15 protein-coding genes and 3 pseudogenes are annotated in these 19,104 nt (G+C 71.8%); 1 reads left to right on the top strand and 17 read right to left on the bottom strand.

All coding sequences use genetic code 11. The annotated features are described in order from the left end of the window. Nucleotides 1–189: 189 nt before the first annotated feature. Nucleotides 190–1,003 (top strand): annotated as a pseudogene (locus tag ACFQ6N_RS04035) (IS5 family transposase). A 509-nt stretch (nucleotides 1,004–1,512) separates the two neighbouring features. On the opposite strand, the gene ACFQ6N_RS04040 reads toward ACFQ6N_RS04035, so the two are convergent. The 17 genes and pseudogenes from ACFQ6N_RS04040 to ACFQ6N_RS04120 form a co-directional block, all read right to left on the bottom strand. After that, nucleotides 1,513–2,271 (bottom strand): GNAT family N-acetyltransferase, encoded by a 759-nt coding sequence (locus ACFQ6N_RS04040; RefSeq protein ID WP_380646696.1) that lies wholly within the window; start codon nucleotides 2,269–2,271, stop codon nucleotides 1,513–1,515. Next, nucleotides 2,268–3,110 (bottom strand): hypothetical protein, encoded by an 843-nt coding sequence (locus ACFQ6N_RS04045; protein WP_380646698.1) that lies wholly within the window; start codon nucleotides 3,108–3,110, stop codon nucleotides 2,268–2,270. The genes ACFQ6N_RS04040 and ACFQ6N_RS04045 overlap by 4 nt, the downstream gene beginning before the upstream one ends. Then, nucleotides 3,074–3,730 (bottom strand): hypothetical protein, encoded by a 657-nt coding sequence (locus ACFQ6N_RS04050; RefSeq protein WP_380646700.1) that lies wholly within the window; start codon nucleotides 3,728–3,730, stop codon nucleotides 3,074–3,076. Before ACFQ6N_RS04050 ends, ACFQ6N_RS04045 begins: the two co-directional genes overlap by 37 nt. Further along, entirely contained in the window at nucleotides 3,727–4,146 is a 420-nt protein-coding gene (locus tag ACFQ6N_RS04055) for a hypothetical protein (protein ID WP_380646701.1), read from the bottom strand. Before ACFQ6N_RS04055 ends, ACFQ6N_RS04050 begins: the two co-directional genes overlap by 4 nt. Before the next feature lie 362 nt (nucleotides 4,147–4,508). Continuing rightward, nucleotides 4,509–4,733 (bottom strand): hypothetical protein, encoded by a 225-nt coding sequence (locus tag ACFQ6N_RS04060; protein WP_380646702.1) that lies wholly within the window; start codon nucleotides 4,731–4,733, stop codon nucleotides 4,509–4,511. 98 nt (nucleotides 4,734–4,831) lie between these two features. Then, a complete protein-coding gene (locus ACFQ6N_RS04065; protein ID WP_380646703.1) occupies nucleotides 4,832–5,680 on the bottom strand; it encodes a helix-turn-helix domain-containing protein in 849 nt (282 codons plus the stop codon). A gap of 9 nt (nucleotides 5,681–5,689) precedes the next feature. Continuing rightward, on the bottom strand, nucleotides 5,690–6,202 hold the full coding sequence (locus ACFQ6N_RS04070) for a DUF6879 family protein (protein WP_380646704.1): 513 nt from the start codon (nucleotides 6,200–6,202) through the stop codon (nucleotides 5,690–5,692). A 1-nt stretch (nucleotide 6,203) separates the two neighbouring features. Next, a complete protein-coding gene (locus tag ACFQ6N_RS04075; protein ID WP_380646705.1) occupies nucleotides 6,204–6,476 on the bottom strand; it encodes a hypothetical protein in 273 nt (90 codons plus the stop codon). A 164-nt stretch (nucleotides 6,477–6,640) separates the two neighbouring features. Beyond that, nucleotides 6,641–10,417, bottom strand: a complete 3,777-nt coding sequence (locus ACFQ6N_RS04080; RefSeq protein WP_380646706.1) for a hypothetical protein — start codon at nucleotides 10,415–10,417, stop codon at nucleotides 6,641–6,643. Nucleotides 10,418–10,530: 113 nt separating this feature from the next. Further along, nucleotides 10,531–10,947: a DUF3995 domain-containing protein gene (locus ACFQ6N_RS04085; protein ID WP_380646707.1), complete on the bottom strand. Its 417-nt coding sequence runs from the start codon at nucleotides 10,945–10,947 to the stop codon at nucleotides 10,531–10,533. Continuing rightward, nucleotides 10,937–11,368 carry a DUF6463 family protein gene (locus tag ACFQ6N_RS04090; RefSeq protein ID WP_380646709.1) on the bottom strand — a complete coding sequence of 144 codons (432 nt, stop codon included), beginning with the start codon at nucleotides 11,366–11,368 and terminating at the stop codon, nucleotides 10,937–10,939. Before ACFQ6N_RS04090 ends, ACFQ6N_RS04085 begins: the two co-directional genes overlap by 11 nt. Continuing rightward, nucleotides 11,365–11,949: a TetR/AcrR family transcriptional regulator gene (locus ACFQ6N_RS04095; RefSeq protein ID WP_380646710.1), complete on the bottom strand. Its 585-nt coding sequence runs from the start codon at nucleotides 11,947–11,949 to the stop codon at nucleotides 11,365–11,367. Before ACFQ6N_RS04095 ends, ACFQ6N_RS04090 begins: the two co-directional genes overlap by 4 nt. A gap of 158 nt (nucleotides 11,950–12,107) precedes the next feature. Continuing rightward, nucleotides 12,108–13,508: a hypothetical protein gene (locus ACFQ6N_RS04100; RefSeq protein WP_380646712.1), complete on the bottom strand. Its 1,401-nt coding sequence runs from the start codon at nucleotides 13,506–13,508 to the stop codon at nucleotides 12,108–12,110. Nucleotides 13,509–13,567: 59 nt separating this feature from the next. Then, on the bottom strand, nucleotides 13,568–14,380 hold the full coding sequence (gene thyX, locus ACFQ6N_RS04105) for an FAD-dependent thymidylate synthase (protein ID WP_380646714.1): 813 nt from the start codon (nucleotides 14,378–14,380) through the stop codon (nucleotides 13,568–13,570). A 341-nt stretch (nucleotides 14,381–14,721) separates the two neighbouring features. After that, a pseudogene (locus ACFQ6N_RS04110) lies at nucleotides 14,722–14,847 on the bottom strand (carbohydrate-binding protein); the annotation flags it as partial. Nucleotides 14,848–14,859: 12 nt separating this feature from the next. After that, nucleotides 14,860–16,761, bottom strand: a pseudogene (locus ACFQ6N_RS04115) (M4 family metallopeptidase); the annotation flags it as partial. A gap of 356 nt (nucleotides 16,762–17,117) precedes the next feature. Next, complete coding sequence (locus ACFQ6N_RS04120; RefSeq protein WP_380646715.1) at nucleotides 17,118–18,305, bottom strand: DUF4190 domain-containing protein; 1,188 nt, start codon at nucleotides 18,303–18,305, stop codon at nucleotides 17,118–17,120. Between the last annotated feature and the right edge of the window lie 799 nt (nucleotides 18,306–19,104).

A 19,104-nucleotide genomic window follows, 5' to 3' on the forward strand; every position in this document is an offset into this window, starting at 1 on the left:
CTTCGTTCCGGGAGGCCGGGGCCGGGCCGGGGCCCCCCCCGGGCCCCGCCCCGCCCGAACGCCACCACCCATCACGGGGGCATACCGGGAGATTCAGGGGAAGAGCCAGGGCTCGCACGTCCTCCTCCAGGTCTTCCGTTCCGAGTCTTGGACCCTGCACTCGCCGATCTTGGTCGGCAGGGTGTCCCCGTGCGCGCCGATCTTGTTCCGGACGACCTGTGGGAGCAGGTGGCCCCGCTGCTGGCACCCGCTCCCACCCGACGCCGCCATCCCGGGCGACTTCGCGCACCCGACAGGGCGGCTCTCGCCGGCATCATGTTCGTGTTGCGCACCGGCGTTGCCTGGCGCGACGTCCCCGCCGAAACCGTGGGCTGCTCCGGAGTCACGGCCTGGCGCCGGCTGCGGGACTGGACCGAAGCCGGCATCTGGCCGCGCCTGCACACCGCCCTGCTGACCGAACTGCGCCGCGCGGGCTCACTGAACCTGGACGACTGTGCCGTGGACGGCTCGCACGTCCGGGCCCTCAGAGGGGGAGAGCACGTCGGCCCCTCGCCAGTCGACCGTGCCCGCCCCGGCTCCAAGCACCATCTGATCGTCGACCGCCACGGCACCCCGCTCGCCATCACGCTCACCGGCGGCAACCGGCACGACGTCACCCAGCTTCTCCCGTTGCTGGATGCCGTCCCGCCTCCCGCCGATCCGGGGCCTGCGCGGACGCCCCCGCCGCAAACCCCGGCGCCTGTACGCCGACCGCGGCTACGACTTCGACAGGTACCGCCGTCTGCTGTGGAGGCGCGGCATCAAACCACTGATCGCCCGGCGCGGCGTCGCCCACGGTTCCGGGCTGGGCAAGGTCCGGTGGGTGGTGGAGCGCGCGTTCGCCTGGCTGCACCAGTTCAAGCGACTCCGGACCCGCTACGAACGACGCGCCGACCTCCACCAGGGCCTGCTCGAACTCGCCTGCAGCATCATCTGCCTCCGACGCCTCCGAAGGGCATTCTGAAACGATCAGTAAGTCCAGCGCTGTCGCCTGTGAACGGAAGCGGGCGGCAGCGCTGACGTTTTCGGGATGCGTCTCGGCCCCCGGCGAATTCGGACCGGGCGCCTGGGGGTCGTGTATCGGCCACCCCCGGCCCGGCCGACGATCCGTCTCCGCTGCTTCGTGGTCGCCGATGCGGGCAGGCAGGACGGACAGCAACTCACGGACGAACGGGGAGAGACGGACCCGCAGGGGAGCGAGGCTCTCGGCCAGGACCAACGAGGCCGCAGCCGTGGTGTCCTGGCCGAGCCGGGCATGAGCGGATGCGGCGGTCACCAGTACCCGCGCCCGCCAAGCCGTGTCCAAGGCGTCCAGATCCGCCGACCGGGCATGGTCGACCGCCTCGTCCGCAGCTCCCGCCTCTGCCGCGACCACGACATGAGCTGCCGACACAGTCGCATGTGCCCGAGCATCCCGGGCCCTTCCGGCGGCCTGCTGAAGCAACCGTTCTGCCACCTCCCGGCGCCCGGCAGTCACGTTCGCCACAGCCTCCAGCAGTCGCAGGGCCAGATCGGCGTCGGCCGTGTCCCGCGCCCGCTCTCCCCCGGCCTGGAACGGCGGGTGGCATGCGCAGGATCGTGATCGCCGGCATCTCCGGAGCCGGCAAGACGCCCCTGGCGGCGGCCCTCTTCCCGCAGGCTCGGCATCCGCCGCATCCGCCCACCCCACGCCCACGTCATCCACCTCCACACCGCCCCCCAGGCCCGCCACTGGCTCCGCACGGTGCCCCCGGCACCGCCGTGAGCTGTCGTCCGATCCGTCGCGGCCCCGTCCTGTGGCGACCGGATGGCATAGGTCATGAATCCAGTCTGCTCGCCGGTCGGGACGAATCCTGCCTTGAGCAGGACGCGGCCGGAGGCCGGGTTTCCCGGGTGGTGCCTGGCGCGGATCTCGGGCAGCCCGAGGTGTCCGAAGGCCAGGGCGAGGATCTTGCGGACCCCTTCGGTGGCGTATCCCCGGCCCCAGGAATCCGGGCGCAGGATGTAGCTGACGGCGGCGACGGGGCGGTCACAGTGGAGCTTGACGACACCGAGGAGGTCACCGTCCACGGTGAGGCCGAGCACGTAGAGCGTGCGCGGGGACAGCTCCGCCGAAGCGGCAGCGTCGCGGATGTAGTACCGAGCCTCGGCCACGTCCATCGCGGCCCTGCCCAGGTACTTCGTCGCCTCCGCACCGTAGATGCCCAACAGGGCATCGACATCGGCGGGAGCCAGCTCCCGCAGCTCGATCACACCTGTACCGCTTCGACGAGCCTGGCCAGCTCGGCGGCGGTGGGCCGGTCGTCGGCGGCGGCCAGCAGGACGTAGCGCAGCCGGGCCTGGAGGGCGGGCCAGGGCATGGCGGTGGACATCGGGACGGCTCGGTGGGCGATGGCCTTGCGGATCGTCTCCACCGGTGCGCCGGGTTCGAGTCCGGCGGTCGCGTAGTCGAGCGGCCACGTCCCGGTGACGCAGGTCCACAGGGTGGCGGCGAGGGCGTAGACGTCGGCGGTCTGTGTCGTGGTGACGGGCTGGGGACCGTTGATGATCCGGGCGGCCAGCTCGGGGGCGGTGAGGTGGATCATCGTGCCGTCGAACCTGGTCCACGGGGTGTCGCCGATCCGCCGGGTCCAGGCGAAGTCGAGGAGGCGCACCTTGTCCTCGCCGTGGATGCCGTGCGCGGGCTGGAGGTCGCCGTGTACCCAGCCGTCGGCGTGAAGGTCGGCCACCGCGCGGCACAGTCCGGTGGCGGCGGCGAGGGCTTCGGCCTTTCCGCCCGCGCCCTTGCGCAGGGGCCGGAACACCTGCCAGGTGGAGGGCCCCGCCAGCCACGGGGTAACGTACCAGACGCCGTCGGCGAAGCGGCCGGCGACCACGGTGTAACCGGGCAGCTGATCGAGGACGGAGGCTTCGCGGGTGGTGACCTCGGCGGCCTCGCCGGTGCCGAGCTTGATGCCCGCCACCCCGCGCGGGCCGGTGGCCTTCCACACCGCCGAGCCCCGCCGGTTGCTGATCTCCTCCAGTTCCAGGGGACCGCAGACGGCCTCCGCGGCCTTCAGCGCTTCTGCGGCATCGGGAGTGAACTCGCCCATTCTCGTACTGCCTTCCACTCACAGGGGATGTGCTCGAAGACGTCCCGGCCGTCGTCGGCCGCGACGGCGAGCGCTGCGGCGAGATCGGGCGTCTCCAGGAGGAACGTCGGGTCCAGGGGCCGCACGCCTGCCCGTACCGGGAGGAACGAGAAGGGCGGCGGCGGGATGTCCTGACCGCGCCGGCCGCGCTCGACGGCGCCCTGGGGAAACGTGCCGACCATGACCCCGACCGGGGCGTACAGGTTCTTCAGCGCCCAGTGCGGCCATGCCATCAGCTCGCGGTGGCTGGCGCCTTCGCAGTGCCCGGTCAGCACCACGTTCTCGCACGCGAGGAGTCCGTACGGCCGCCCCGTCAGCGGGCGGACCCACTCCGCGGCCTGGGCCCCGGCATGGAACAACTCGGCTTCCACGGCGTACCGGTGGCTGCCCGGGGCGATCTCGTAGACGGTCCACCCGGTCATGCCCCGCGACGTGGATGGCCGCAGGAACGGGCAGTGCTCGTACAGCCCCGCGAGGTAGCCGTCCACGTCCACGCCGGCGGGGTTCTCCGTCCGGGCTTCGGTGAGGCGCAGCGCCCCGGCGGTCGGCCGGGACGCTCCGTCGGACGGTGGGGTGATCACAGGTACGACGTCGCCGGGGCCGCGTCGTCGCCGTCGCCGGGCTCGGGCGAGCAGTTCCACGAGGCCCGGACCTCGCCGGTCTCGCGGTAGTGGGCCAGGGCCTCGGTGTCGACCGTGCCGTGGGCGTCAGTGAACCAGACCTCCGGGAGCGGGCCGTACGCCTCCTCGTACGCGCCCACCCAGGAGACGAGACCGGTGCCCGCGTCCTCGGCGTGGGCCAGCCTGCGGCCGGCGTGCCGGAGGGCGAACGCGTCGTACGCGGCCGGGTCGCTGACGAGACGGTGCCACGCCGCGTCGACAGCGGCGGAGAACATCTCCGGCGCGGCCTGGCCCGCCTCGATCCGGTGCGCGGCGATCGTGAAGAACCTGCCCAGCTCGTCCAGCTCGACGCCGGGCGTGACGGTGGTGGTACCCATGTACTTCTCCAATCCGTGTTCACTTCTGCTCGCTCGTACCTCGGGCGGGCAGTCGTGCGGTGGTGCCCCGGCCCGGTGGAGCCCTCGCGCTGCCGCCGGGCCGGGAATCTTGGGGCGCCCGAAGGCGCGGGTGCCGTCCGGAAGCGGCCGGACGCGACCAGTACCGTTGCCAGCGCCACCAGCGCCGTCCGGCCGGTCCGCGACGGGCTCCAAGTCGGTCAGGAGGACCATGTCCGGGTACGGGTCGGCGGAGCTGTCCCGCTTCACCCGAGCGTGGTTGGCGAGCCTGCTCGGGGTCTCCGTGACGGTGCCCGTCCAGCCGTCCGTGCGGTGTCGGACCGGGTCGCCCGCCACCACGCTGGTCACGCCGGCGCCCTACTGGCCCCGCAGCGGGCGCAAGAGCAGGAGTACCGCACGGCGGCGATGTGGAACTCCGTCCCGATGGACGGGGGCCGCCAGGACGGGTTGGCGGCCCGGTAGTCGTCCAGGGGGTTCCAGCCGGCCGGGATCTGGTACTGCTCGGACCTCGACGGTCCTGGCAGCACATCCCGGTACTCGCGCCTGGTCTTGGGGGTGCGTCTCACCATCGGTCTCTCCTCCTTCGCCGTGGCGGTGGGGGTGTGTCGTAGACCGTAGGAGTTTCAGCCAGACGCTCTCCAGCAAGTTGCACGCAGTTGCACAGCAGTCACCCGAGAGAGTCAATCGCCTCTGTGATCAAGGTGCGAGCGGCGGTGCCGCGCACGGCATCTGCGGACAGTTCCCCGAACCGGCTGATGTACATGGCCACTTCGGAAGGCTGTGTGATCTGGAGGTATCCGGAGACGAGTTCGACGTTGGCCTGTGACGAGTCGTAAAGCGAGAACGCTTCGACGTGCATCGAGCGACGCAGGTATCCCCTGGGAACGATTCCCAGGCTCACGTTCGCCAGGGACGCGACAGCGATCAGGTGTGCGAGTTGGCCAGCGGCTACCTCCGTACCACCAAGGCCGTGATACAGGCATGCCTCCTCGATGATGAAGGCGAAGGTCTTCCCGTGGTCTCGCAGGATCTCCTGTCGCTCCATGCGCACCTGCACGGCCGCTTCCACGTCGTCCACGGCAACACGACGGCGTTGGGTGGCTTGGAGTACCGAGCGGGTGTAGTCCCGGGTCTGGAGGAGACCGTGCAGGATGCCAGGTGTGTACGCCCGGAACCGTGTGGTTCGCTCGTACAACGGGAGGACCATCTCTTGAGCGCGCTTGAGCCCGCTCCGCTCCATGCGTCGCCATTCGGTGAACATGGTCTCTACCGAGCGGAGGGAAGCCGCCAGGTCCCCAGCCTGGTCGTCTGCTCCGCAGGCCCGGCACCAATCCCTGATGTCCCGCTCGGACGGCGCGGTGATCGCGTTCTCGATGCGGGAGCACTTCGACTTGCTCCAACCGCACGCGAGGGCGAGGGCAGGCCCGGTGAGCCCGGAGTCCTTACGAATCTCCTTCAGCCGTTCGGCCAGAGCTTTCCGGGCCTGCTGAACGCTCGATGAGCGAGAGGTACGCATCTCGTTCGGTTACTTGAGCACGTACTCCTCGTGCGGAGTCGCCCTATGCCACACGGTTTCGAAGGCGCTCTTCACGAGCTGAACGACGTCAGGTTCGGTCGTCCACTCCCGGTCCACCACATCCCCGTCACCCGAGAAGAAGGTGAACATGATCTTGGAGTCGTCGAACATCCACAGGTCAGTACCGGGCAGAGCAATGTCTGCCGCCAACCGGCGTGGAAGCCAGCGAACCTGCTCGCCGATAGCCACGTTCAGGAATGTCACGTGGTGCTCGTAGCGGATGTACTCCGTGACTGGCTCGGAGACGATCCGAGCCCGGCGCATGACCACGCCACGGTTGATCACCTCTCCGGCGAAGTTGGTCCAGTTCTGGAACCACTCCGGCCGGTCGTCCGGGCTGTAGCGAAGACCCTCCCGATAGCGCTGGAACTGCGGGTCGTTCGGCGTGTAGTTGTCGCGCATCTCCAGATGCACAGCAGAGAACTTGGCCTCTGCCATGGCCAGGGCGATCGGGTTGGCCACGCTACTCCTTCTCATCCTCTTGAGTGGCCAGCCTTGCAGCGAGGTCCACGATGAACTTGATCATTTCTTCCGGGAGGCGGATCACAGTCTCGTGGTCAGGCACGTCAGTCGAGTGCCCGGGGATCGAACCGACCTCCCTGCAGCGGCTCAAGTCCCCATCGCTGGCCTTGTAGGACTGGATGATCAGGTCGCCGTTCCCCGGGTCGCGCCAAATCGTCGGCGAGTCGACCTCTGGCGTGTTGGAGATGATCCCGATGAACTGTAGAGGCTCCACGATTGCTCCCTGTGACTCTGATTCCGTGCAGTCGCACAACCGGTGGGCTCATCCTTGCGCGTACACGACCGGCCTGTCAGGCGTTTCCGGTTCTGACGAACTACCAGTCCAGTGACCGGAAGCCTGGAGAACTCGCACGCAGCCGTGTGGACAAGCCAGGGCCGTCAGTACTGGCGCCAGTGGTTGCGGTACTCGACCTGCCAGGCGCCGTTCCGTTCGCCGGAGCCGTCGTGACGGCCGGGGTCGTCGCCTGCGGATCCGCAGGTACCGGTCCACACTGTCCGGCCGAAGCGGTGGGTTTCTGTCACCGTGACCCTCCAGGCCAGGTTCCAGCCTTTGGCGGCGAGGGTGTCCGTCGCGGTCGGCGCGAGGAGCAGGGCCGGCGGGCCGTGGTGGTCGAGCCCCGGGTCGTGGAGGAGCGGCCGGTGTTCGCCGGGAGGGTGGAAGTCGAGGTGGCGCCCGCTCCAGTGGAGGTCCAGAAGGTCGGCCAGTGTGCGTGACGGAACCGCGCGGTTCTCGGGCTTGCCTTTCGCACCGTCGGACAGCCGGGTGAGGAAGGTGTCCTCGTACTCCGCCGTGCTGGGGGCTGTGGCTTCGCCTCCGGGCGGGGGGCCTGTGGCCGGCCGTGGGCACCGGTAGTACTCCGCCAGGTACGTCTGCGGTGGCCAGCGCTCGCTCAGCTGTGGCGACTCCCCCGTGCTCGGCGCGGTCGCGGCGGCGTCCTCCGCTGTGCCGCTGCGCAGAAGGACCGTCTCCACCTCCACGTGGACGTACCTCCGTTCGTCGCCCGACCCGGCGGGCGCGAACAAGCCGTCCCCGGCCAGTCGCAGGACGGTGTACGGGTCGGTGACGAGGACCGGGAGCCGGCTCTCTCCGTCGGCGTCGTCTGGCCGGTCGAGGTTGTACTCGGCGCGCAGCACGTGCCAGGACGCCCCGTCGGGGTCCCGCACGGTGGCGAACCGGGACGGCGACATTCCTCGCAGCACGGTGGCGGTGTCCCCCTCGTCCACCGGGGCGCACCACCAGGAGTCGGGCCGTCGGCTCAGGTGGGCCGAGGACGTCGGCCAGCCCGGTGGGACGGTCGGGTCGATCCCGTGCCGCCGGTCCAGCGCGGAGAGTCCGGTCCAGGCGCGCAGCCCGCCCAGGCCGGACTTCGTGGTGCCGTGCCATTCCTCCAGGGCCGTCTCCAGCACTTTCTGCTGCTGGGCGTGGGCGGGCCACTCCCCGAGGCCGTAGCCCGGCCGGCGGCGCATCTTCACGTCGAGCCGCCTCGGTTTGAGGACCCGGGAGCGTCGGACGAGCCACCGGTAGCGCCCCGGGTGGCTGTCGGTCTTCTTGACCAGCGAGCCGAAGTAGGTCTCGCACAGTTCCAGCTTCCGCCGGGAGACCGGGAGCGGAGAAGCCCGTGGCAGTCCGATCCTGGGCTCCCCGGACGACGAGGCGGACGACGTGTCGTAGGACGTGGCGGACGACGGCCGGAGCAGCGCCCGCGCGCTGGAGATCGTCTGCTGGATGCCTCGGTGTGCCCTGAACCGGTCACGCGTGATGACGGCGTTCCACCGCTCGACCGGGGCCGCCTCACCTCCCAGCAGCAGCGCTCCGTAGGCGGCCAGCCAACTCGCCTCGGCCACATACGAGTCGTGGTGATTCCCGAAGATCTCCACCTGCTCGATCGCGGCCTCCGGGGCGTCCCGCCAGATCTGCGCCACCGTGCGTACGCACTGCGCGCGAAGCGGCGGGCTGGGAACCGCAGCGAGCCACAGCAGCACTCCGGTGACGTCCGCGGCATTCTTCCGAACCTCGTCGGACCCGCCGGCCGCCCACCGGATGAACCGCTGGACCATGGTCATTCCGTCGCGGTCCTCCAGGAGGTGCAGCATCGGAACGACGAAGCGGCTCGCCAACCGGCGCTTCGTCAACCCGAGGAGCTCCCGGTGGAGGAAGCCGGCTCCTGCCTCGTGGTCCCGGCAGGCGGAGTTCACCAGCACGGTGTACCAGACCCACGGTGCCGGCTCGGGGTCGGTTGTACACCGCCTCAGGAAGTCGAGGGAGCGACCGGTGACCAGGTCACGACGCCTGCCTTCGAGCGATTCCAGGACAGCCATCGCGGCCGCCGACGGCAGTCGCTTCGGCAGGAAGTGCGGAAGTTCCTTCCCCGGGTCGGTGTAGGGCGCCACGCCGGCCAGGGCCGACAGGAGCCGGTAGGCACGGCCGGCGGCCTCGTCGGGGCCGGACAGGTCTTTCACCAGGGAGGCCAGGTGGCGCCGGCGCTCGGGGCCGGCCATCAGGTTGCGGGCCCGGACGTGCTCGGCGAACCTCTGCACGGCGAATCCGATCCGCTGGTTCTGCGGGTCCGACGCCAGTACTCCCGCTTGGAAGAGCCACTCCAGGAGTTGCACGGGCTCTCCCAGTTCGGGCGCGCCGCGCAGAGCCGCACACGCCGAGCCGTGGTCGAGGGAGTCCTGCAGACCCAGGTGTTCGCCGAGCAGTGCGCAGGCCCGACTCACCAGGGGATGGCCGGCGGCGGACGGCCGACCGTGGAGGTACCCGAAGTAGTCCTCGTCGAGGATCTTCAGCCACCGCTCGAAGAGGTCGCCGATGCTGGGCACCGGTACGGGTACGTCGACGTCCACGGCGTCACGCTCGCGGTAGAGGCACCAGGCCAGGACGGTGAGCATCAGCGGGCGGCGCAGCTCGGCGACGTCGGGTGGGAGGACCAGCGCGGGCACCCGGTAGACGTCCCGCAGGACTTCCCAGGCCTTCTCCGGGTCCGCCACTCCGGTCGCCCAGTGGAGCCCGTAGCGGCGCCCGACCGTGGTTTCGTCCTGTGCCCTGCGCCGGTCCAGCCGGGTGGATGCCACGAGCAGGACCTCGGGGAACTCGTCCAGCAGTACCGCCAGGGACGCGAATCCGTCCGTCTCATGACCGCGCAGAGCGGCGACGTCGTTGAGGGCGTCGATCACCAGCGTGGCGTGCTTCCCACTGGCTCGGGCGTGTTCCTGAAGCGCCGCCAGCAGCTTCCGGACGGGGCCGCGCCGGCCACCCGGTACGGCCGCGCCGGCGATTGCCTCCTCCCACTGCTCGCCGCCGAGTTCCCGGCCGCTGACGAACGCCACCGGGGCCCCGGCCGCGACCCGGGCTTCCGCCCATGCCCCGAGGCCGTAGGACTTGCCGGTGCCCCACCCTCCGGCGATCAGCAGAGCACCGGTCGCTCTGGCCCGTAGGGAAGGATCGACCCCGAGGCCGGCCAGCCGGCGCCGGCACTCGTCCAGTTCCTGCAACGCGGAGAGCAGCCTCCGTTCGGCGGAGACGCGCCCGACGGGCAGGTCGTCGCGCGGGCCTGATGCCTTGAGGGCCGCACACACGTCCCGGGTCACGAGCCCCATGGCCTCTGCCACCGAGGCCGCCCGTTCCAGGACCGGCGTGACGGCGCTGCCGCCGTCCCGCGCGGACTCGGGCGACACGCCTTCGAGCACGGTGGCCAGTTCCTCGATCCTCAGAAGGCACTCCGCGCGGTCGCCCTCCTGGCTTCGCCACACGGCCAGGGCCGATTCGACCCGTCCGGCGGTCGGCTGCCGGAATCCTCCGGCGGGCGGTTCCCAGTCGACCCAGCGCCGCAGCGCTTCGGCCGCCGACCGGACGCGGGCCGCGACCGTCCCGGGGGAGGTCGACTCCGCGAGGACGTCACTGAGCGGAGTGTGCAGCCACGGGGTCTCCAGGCCGTCGACGCCGGCACTGCGGCGGATGCCGCGCGCCGTGGCCAGCGCCTTGCGATCGAGGTCGATGCGCCGGGCCGACTCACCCTCCGCGTAGGGTGGTTCGGCCTCGTCAACCGGTCGGCGGGCAACGTGTGCGCCACTGGCATGAACGTGCAACTCGCCCACCGTCTGGGCCTGCACCACCAGACCGTGGAACTCCCCGCCCTCGATGAAATTCGCCACCGGCCCCATTCTGCCGAAGACCGGTGGCTTGCTCCACCGCCGAGGGTGCTCACTGAGGCTTGGCACTGATCCTTCGAACGTGAGCCCGGACCGGCCTCCTCTGTGGCCGTCTGCTAACCCGTGGCCACCGCCAGCGTGCACAGCCCGAGGGCCACGCACAGGGGTGAGTACGCGATCCGGTCGAGCCGGGCGAACGCGGGATCCGCGCTCCGGTCGAGCAGAGGCCCGGCGGCGCCGCGCAGCAGCAGGACACCGGCCAGCAGCCACGTGCCCAGCCGGAAGAGGACCGGCAGACCCAGGTCGGGCGCGAGGCCGGCGCGGCCCAGGACGCCGTACGCGGCGGCGAGCAGGCCCACCCCGACCACGGCGCACGCGGTGGCCGACGGCATCACCGTCCCCCGGCCGTAGACGTGGCGGGCCAGTTCCTCCTGCGAACGGGCGGGCCACGGGCTCACAGTCCAGACGAGGTGCAGGACGCCGATCCCTGCGAGCAGCACCGCCGCGGTGGCTCCTGCGATGTCACGCCACATCGGCTGCCACCTGCGGTCGCGCCGTGCCGACGTCCACCCGGGCCGGCCTGCGGCCGGCGGCCACGGCGAGCCATCCGATCCCCAGCAGCAGCCAGGCCCCGGACACCGGATCCAGCACCGCGATCGGCGCCCCCATCGCGATGAGCCACCACCCGAGCTGTGCCGGGATCCGCCCCGTCGTGCGCAGCATCCACCGGGCCGTCGTCCCGGCCATCGCCAACGGGAGCGCGAGGATGCCGAAGTACAGCGCCAGTTGTCGGTCGTCGTGCCCGCCGAGCACGTCGAAGAACCCGGCGCGGGCGATGGCGCCCCAGGCGTTGGGCACGGCCGCGGCGACGGCGACGTGCAGGGCCGCGGTCGCCAGCAGCAGTCGCGGAACCCATAGCTGGGCTCTCGTCAGCCGGTACGTCTGATGGGTCATGCCTTCCCGACTCCTTCGAAGAGCGGCCCGAACCCGGGCCAGGCGAGCGTGAACAGCGCTTCATAGGTGTCGCGCAGGTCCTCGGCCGCCAGTGGCGGCGTCAGATGCTCCGCGCCGATCAGGATCAGATAGATCAGGTCACTCATCCGCTTCGGGTCCGGATGCCCGCCTTCGGTGCACAACTCGCGCAGGTACGCCGTCCGCGCGGCGTCGACGCGCCGCTGGGCGGCCTCGGCCCCGGGGTCCTGCTTGGCCCAGGCCCGCATGGCGATCTCCGTCTCGGGACCGCCGGCGAGGACCTGCGCCAGCAGCCGTCGCAGCCTGTCCTTCGCGGTGAGCGGCCCGCCCGCCTCGACCTGCTCGATGATCGAGCCGGTGCCCTGGTCCTCGAAGTGGGCGAACAGCGCCTTCCGGTAGCCGCCCATCGAGCCGAAGTGGTGGTAGAAGGACCCCTTCGACTTGCCCATCCGTGTGCACAGCCGGTCCAGCGTCACCTCGGGCGCGCCGTGTTCGGTCAGTAGGTGCAGCCCTTCGGCGAGCCAGGCGGCGCGCCCGGCAGCAGAGTTCGCGGTCTCGGTCACCCCCCGACCGTACCAAACCTTTTGGTATGGCGGCAGGCCGGGGGTGGCGCCGAGTTTCAAGGTCGGGCCGCGGGCGGACGCGAAGGCGAAGGCCGGGTTCTCGGTGGTGTGGCGCGGCACGCCCGCCGGGCGGCGGGGGTGTCAGTGGGGCGGGGCTGTCAGTGCGGGCGGGGGGCCAGGGTGGTTCGGCGGATGTCGGCGCCCAGGGTGCGGAGGTCGCCGGTGATGTCGCGGTAGCCGCGGTCGAGGTGCTGGTGGTTGCGCAGCACCGTAGTGCCCGGGACCGCCAGGGCGGCGAGCAGGAGGGCGGCGGCGGCGCGCAGGTCGGTGGCGTGGAGGTCGAGGCCGGCGGTGGCGGGCGGGCAGGGGCCGTCGACGCGCAGGACGTGCCCGTCCTGGGTGGTGCGCATGCCGAGGGCGGCGAGTCCGGGGACGTAGCCGAAGCGGTGCTCCCACACTCCTTCGGTGATGGTGGTCGGCCCCTGCGCGTACGCGGCCATGAGTGCCAGGAAGGGCTGGCTGTCGCTGAAGACGCCGCGCGAGGCGGCGGTGAACTCCACCGGCCGCAGGGGGCCTTCGGCGGGGTGGGCGGTCAGTCCGTCCTCGCCGATGTCCACCCGTACGCCCATGCGGTCGAAGAGGTCGAACTCCGGGCGCAGGGCCTCGACGGCGCGCAGCATCTCCGGGCCGGCGATGTGCACGGGGCTGTCGCCGAGGGTCACCGCCGCGCAGATCCAGGTGACCACCTCGATGAGGTCGGGGATGAGGGTGCGCCGCACGTCCTGCCGCAGCGCCCCGGCTCCGCGCCCGTGGATCACCAGCGTCTCCGGCCCGGTGTGCTCCAGTTCGGCGCCGAGGTCGCGCAGCGCCGCGATCAGGTCGGTGACGTCGGGCTTCGGGTAGAGGTGGTGCAGGGTGGTGGTGCCCTGCGCGACCGCGCCGGTGAGCAGCGCGGTCTTGGTGGCGCCGCCGTACAGGGGGCCGCTCATCATGGCCCGGTTGCGGGTGTAGTCGAGCAGGTCGATGGTGCAGCCGGTCAGTGCGGTGGCGGTGACCTCGATCGCGCCGTCGGGTGCGACCCGGCCGACGGCCCCGAAGCGCTCCATGACGCTGAGGATGTGCCCCACCGGCCTGCCGTGGGGGCCTTCGCCGATCGGGCAGCCGCCGCTGGCCGGCATCCGCACCGAGCCCGCCCTGGCGACCAGTCCGGGCAGCAGGTACATGGAACCGTGGATCATGCCGACCAGTTCGGCCGGGAGTTCGCTGCCGCCGAGCGAGGACGCGTCGAGGGTGAGGGTGCCGTCGGCCAGGTCGGCGCTGCCGCCGAGCGTCCTGAACAGCCGGCTGAGCACCTCGGTCTCGACGATGTCGGGGCAGTTGTCGATCGTCACGGTGGCCCTGGCCGCGGCGGCGGCGGCCGCGGTCGTGACGAGCGAGTGCTTGAACCCGGAGGTGCGGACGGATCCGGAGAGCCGCTTTCCGCCGTTGACCTCAAGGACCGGCTCCGGTGCCGGCTCCGGTGCCGGCGCCGACGCGCGGTGCGAGCGATGGGTTTCCATGCGTCAGACCCCAATCAGGACGGTGAAGGACGTGGGGAGGGCAGGGAGGTGTCCGGCGGTCACGGGCTCACGCGGCCGAAGGCGGTGAACGCCTCGTGGGTGACCGGCATCAGCTTCGACCACGCCTCCTCCATCTGTTCCGCGACGACCTCGATCTCCCGCTGGGGGTGGGAGACGTAGACGGCGTCGGGGCGGTGGGTGCGCAGGCTGAGGAAGTGCATGAGGGCACGGGCGTTGCACGTGGCGTACACCGCGGAGTAGGTGGACACGGGCAGGACCAGGCGGGCGATCTCCCTGGCGATGCCCAGTTCCAGGAGCCGGGTGTACTCGGTGTAGGCGGCGCCGTAGGCGCGGGCGGTGGACAGCAGCAGCTGCTCGCGGTCGGCGGCGGTGCCGGGGACGTACCGGTAGTGGCCGGGTTTGCCCTCCTGGCGCAGCAGGCGGTTCTCGTCCGGCACGTAGAAGACGGGCCTGACCTCCCGGTACCGGGCGCTCTCCTCGTTGAAGGACCAGGTCCGGTGGCGCATGAGGTGGCGTACGGTGAAGATCGGCGCGTCGATCAGGAACGTCATGGACGTGTGCTCGAAGGGGCTGCCGTGCCGGCTGCGCATGAGGTACCGGATGAGTCCGCGGGTGTACTCCTCGCTCCGCTCCTCGCGGTTGGCGGCCTCGCCGACGGTCGACACTCTGGCCGCCTTCAGGACGGCCGTGTCGCTCGCGGAGTGGTCGACGACCCGCACGGTGATGTCGCTGCGCAGTTCCGGCCGGGCCGCTTCGCCGGCCGGTTCGCCGGCCGGTTCCCTGCCCGGCTCCCGCACTTCCTCCCGGCCCCCGGTCCCACCGCCGGAGGAGACGACCTGGACGCCCGTCATGCCGTACCGCCTTTACCTCGTGCCGCCGTGGGGGCCGGGCCCGCCTGTGGACGTCCACGAGCATGCGGGCAACCCCCTGCCGACACCTTGCCTTGCGCTGGAACGCTCCTCGCCGGTTGCCTTGCATCCCTGTCCCGGCAGGCGCCCCGTCCGGCGCCCGGCGGGTGTGGGCGTCGGCACGCGGGTGCGGGCGTCCGCGCGCGGCTGCGCCGCGGTCCGTCCCCTCGACGGACCGCGGCGCAGCGGTTGCAGCGGTTTCAACGGTTGCCGGCGGGTGCCGGCGGATGACACCGGGTGGCAGCCGATTCCGGCGGCTGTCACCCGCTGTCAGCGCGTGGTGCTCACACGGCCTGCCAGAGCGCCGGGACGTTCGGCGGCTCCCAGCCGACGAGGGCGGTGTGGCCCTGGATGCAGCGGTAGCTGACGCCGTTGTAGGTCACGACGTCGCCCGCCTGGTAGGTGGTGCCGGGGGTCCAGGTGCCGCCGGGGTTGGGGTTGCCGCTGCCGACCGTCAGGCTGTACTGGGCGGTGTGGGTGGTGGCGCCGGCGGTGCCGGTGACGGTGATCTGGTAGGTCCCGGTCGCGGCGCCGGAGGAGGCGGAGAGGGTCAGCGTGGCGGACGAACCGGCCTGCACCGAGGAGGGGTTGAAGGCCGCGGTGACGCCGGACGGGAGACCGGAGGCGGTCAGGGCGACGGTCTGCGCGGTGCCCGAGGTGACGGCGGTGTTCACGGTCGCCGTGGTCGAGGCGCCGGGCTGGGCCGAGCCGGAGGACGGGGTGAGCGACAGCGAGAAGTCGTTGCTGCCGTTGGTGGAGCAGGTCGGGTCGCCGCTCTGCGCGGGCACGCTGACCGCGTCCCAGGCGGCCTTGGTCCGGTTGAAGAAGTTGCAGGTCGGGTCGAGGTTCTTGGCGGCGGTCAGGGTGGTGGTGCGGTAGCGCTTGTAGGTCATGCCGCTGGTCTTGAGCAGCATGCCGCCGTAGAAGACCTGGCCGGCCTGCTTGACGCCGATGCCGGTGACGGTGGAGCCGTTGCAGGTCGGGCTGGTGGGCTTGCCGGCCCCGTTGGAGCCCTGGGAGAGCAGGTAGAACCAGTGGTTCAGCGGGCCGGCGGCCGCGTGCACCTCGGTGCTCGGGATGGACGAGGAGTAGCAGTCGGGGTCGTTGTTGACCAGGGACGGCTGGTAGAGGTTGCGGATGGGGCCCTGGCCGACCAGGTTGATCATGCGGCCGACCTGGTAGTCCGGGTAGTCGTAGGGCGCGGGCTCGTTGTTGTACTCCTTGGTGAGCGAGCCGAAGATGTCGCCGGTGCCCTCGCCGAGGCCGTTCTCGTTGTTGGCGCCGCCGGGGGTGTACTGGTCGATGCCGTGGCCGAACTCGTGGCCGACCACGTCCTGCGCGGCGATCCACTCGTTGGACTGGCTGTGGCCGATGGAGACCGAGCTGCCGTCCCAGTAGGCGTTGACGTCGTTCAGGCCGACCTTGATCGGCCAGCTGCCGCCGTTGCCGTCGTGGCCGTTGCGGCCGAGCCAGTCGCGGAGCATGTCCCATTCCTTCTGGGCCGCCCACATGGCGTCGCCGCAGCCGGTCTCCTTGGTGGAGGGGCTGCCGTTGCCCCAGGAGTCGCTGGACTTGGAGAAGACCTGGCCGGTGCTGTAGTCGGAGCAGCTCAGGCCGGGGCGGTTGGGGTCGCGCAGCGAGTACGAGCCGCCGGAGTTGGTGGTGCTGATGGTGAGCGGGCCGGGCCCGTTCCACTTGCTGTTGACGGTGCCGGCGCGGGAGTCGTCGTAGCTGTCGATGATCTCGCCCGTGGTGGCGTCGACGAAGACGTGCAGGCGGCTCGGGGCGGCGCCCCGGTGGCCGGTGAGCACGGTCTCCCAGGCGAGCCGGCCGCTGCTGCCGTCCTTGACCCGGACGACCAGGCGGCGGGAGTCGACGGAGTCGACGGCGGGCAGCTGGGTGCGGGCGGTCTTCTCGGCGTGCGCCGCGCTGACCTTGGCGGTGGTCGGGCCGCCGACCGGGCCGGGGGCGGCGGACTGGAGGCCGCGGACCTTGCCCTGTCCGTCGGCGAGGACCACCGCGTCGCCGCCGACGACGGGCAGGCCGTGGTAGCTGCGCTCGTAGGCGACGGAGTAGAGGCCGCCGAGCCAGGGGGTGACGGATCGGCGCTCGTAGGTCTCGTCGGACCCCTTGGCCAGGCTGTCCAGGCCGGCCGCGGCCGCGGCGTCGGCGGCGTTGACGGCGGCGGCCAGGGCGCTCGGCGGCGCCGGGGCGGGGGTGGGCGCGGCGCCGGCCGGGCCCGCGGTGGCGGCTACCAGGCCGGACAGTACGGCCAGGGTGGTCACCGTGGTGAGCAACCGGCCTGTGGAAATGCTGCGTTGCATCGAGGCTCCTCGGGAGTGGGGGTCCTCGACCGCGGACGGGTATGACTGGTGACGCACCGGGGCCGTGTTGGGGGACGGCCCTGCGGGCCGTCCGCGCTCGGGTGCCCGAACACTCACATGTCGTCATGCTCTGGTCAATGGCTGTCGCGAGCGGCGGCCCGGGTTGGCAAGTTCCGTCAAGTTGCGCGTCCGGGTTTGCGCCGACCTGGGGTTTTCCTCCAGTGGTTGAGACCACCTCAGGCGCATGGTCGAGACCACATCAGGCGGGTGGTTGAGACCATCTCAGGCACCGGAAAGGGCGGCACCGGGACGGCTTCGAGCCGACGCCGGTGCCGCCCCGAGAGCGGCGGGACCGCTCAGCCGGCCGGGCCGGACCAGACGACGCTCTTGCGCTGCGACCCGGAGGTGTGGGCGAAGTCAACGGTGAACCGGTCGGACGCGTCGTTCGGCAGGGCGTACCCGTACACCCCACTGGCCTCCTGACCCGGGGCCACCGAACCGGTGAGCAGCTTCAGCCGGCTGGTGCCGTCGACCAGGGAGAAGACGAGGGCGCCCTTGGCGTCCCGGACGATGGGCATCCCCGACCCGTAGAGCGAGATCTCCTCGGACCCGGTGTTCACGACGGTGATCCTGATCTGGATGATCCTGGCGTCCTTGGGAGCCTCGACGACCGACCCGCGCGGGACGAACGGCTCCGGCGCGGCAGCCGTCACCTTCAACCCGTTGCTGTACGTGTAGGACTGGCCGAACGACAGGTGCCGGGCCTGCTCGTCCGCGGCCGTCTTCTGCTTCTCGGCCTCGATCCGCAGCAGCTCGGCCGCGACCCGCTCCCGCTCCTTCGCCGCCCGCTCCTCGGCGACCCTGGAGGCCTCGTCGGCACGGGCCCGCGCCTCGTCCGCCGCCGCCCGCCGCTCCGCGTTGGCCGACTGCACCTCGACGGCGACGAACACCCCGGCGCCGGCCGAGACCAGCAGGCCGGTGACGCCCAGGATCACACCGGCGAGCGCCATCCCCCGGTTCGTCGCCACACCCTTGCGCACGTAACGCAGGCCGATGAGGCCGAAGATCAGCGCCAGCAGGGACGGCAGCCAGGACAACCAGAACAGGATGACGACCAGAGCGAGCACCGTGCCGACGATGCCGAGCACCATGGCCGCGATGCCCAGGCCGTTGCTCGGCGCCTGCGCCGGCACCGGGTACGGCGGCCAGTACGGCACGCCGGGCGGCGGAGGCACCGGAGCGCCGGGCAGGGGCGCGGGAGCACCGATCGGGGCGAACGCGGGGGCGGCGGGCACCGGGGCGGGGGCCGCGTCCTGCGCCACGGGCTCACCCGGGGCCGGAGCCGAGACCGCGACCGAGGCCGCGGCCGGGGCCGAAGCCGAAGCCGGAGCCGCCGCAGGAGCCGGCTCCGGAGCCGGGGCCTTGTCCAGCACCGGAGCCGCGTCCGGAGCCGCATCCGGCGCCCGGTCCGGCGGCGTCCACGGGTCGGCGTCGGCCGGCACCCCGGCGGACTCCGGTCTGTCGGGCGGGACGGGAACGGTCATACGGGATCCTTCGGGAACGTCGGGACGGTAAGCGGCCGTTCACCCCCGGGCCGAGGTCTCTCCGGTTTCCGGCACCGGCGGACGGACCCGCGCGAAACGGTCATCGGTCCGGGCCGGACCTGCGCGTCGGGGCCCGGGGCCGGGACGCCGACGGGGTCGGCGAGTGATCAAGATACAGGTGCCCGGTGACAGCCCCGACACCGCGGTCCCCGCCCCGGCGCCAGGGCCCGCAACCGTGGTTCGTCGGCGACTGACCGGCGGGCGCCGGGGCCGGACCCGGCCGGGGCGCACTGCGGACGGTAGCGGCCCGGGGACCCTCTGCGCTTGACACGCTCCCGCCCGGAGGCGCGTACTGGAACGAGGACAAACAGCAGACCGGGCCCTGTGCTCCAGCTGACCGTTGGGCATCCGTCGCCGCTACGACGGCGACCGGGCGGGCCGGGACGCTCGACGCCTCGCGTCGCGCCCGGCCCGGTGCTCCGACGGCCGCTTCCGCGCGCGAGCGCCACCCACCTGCACCGCCGACCGGCGGTGCACGCGCACTTGACGCCGCCGGGGTCCGCAGACCGGGTCCGAGGCACCGCCATGAAGTCGACACCGCAACCCAGACCGAAACCGAAACCGCCGTCGCCGTCGCAGTCGCCGTCACGGTCGAGACCGGCCGACGGCCGAACCTCGGAAGGAGACCCCGGCGAACCGCCGGGCCAGGGCGTCGCGGGGACCGGCCGGCGCGCGTTCCCCGCTTCGTCGCCCTGCCGCGCGTCCCGCGCGCGAGCCTTGGCGTCCGCCGTCCGACGAG

It is taken from the genome of Kitasatospora sp. NPDC056446 (genome assembly GCF_042796115.1).
Lineage (GTDB): Bacteria > Actinomycetota > Actinomycetes > Streptomycetales > Streptomycetaceae > Kitasatospora.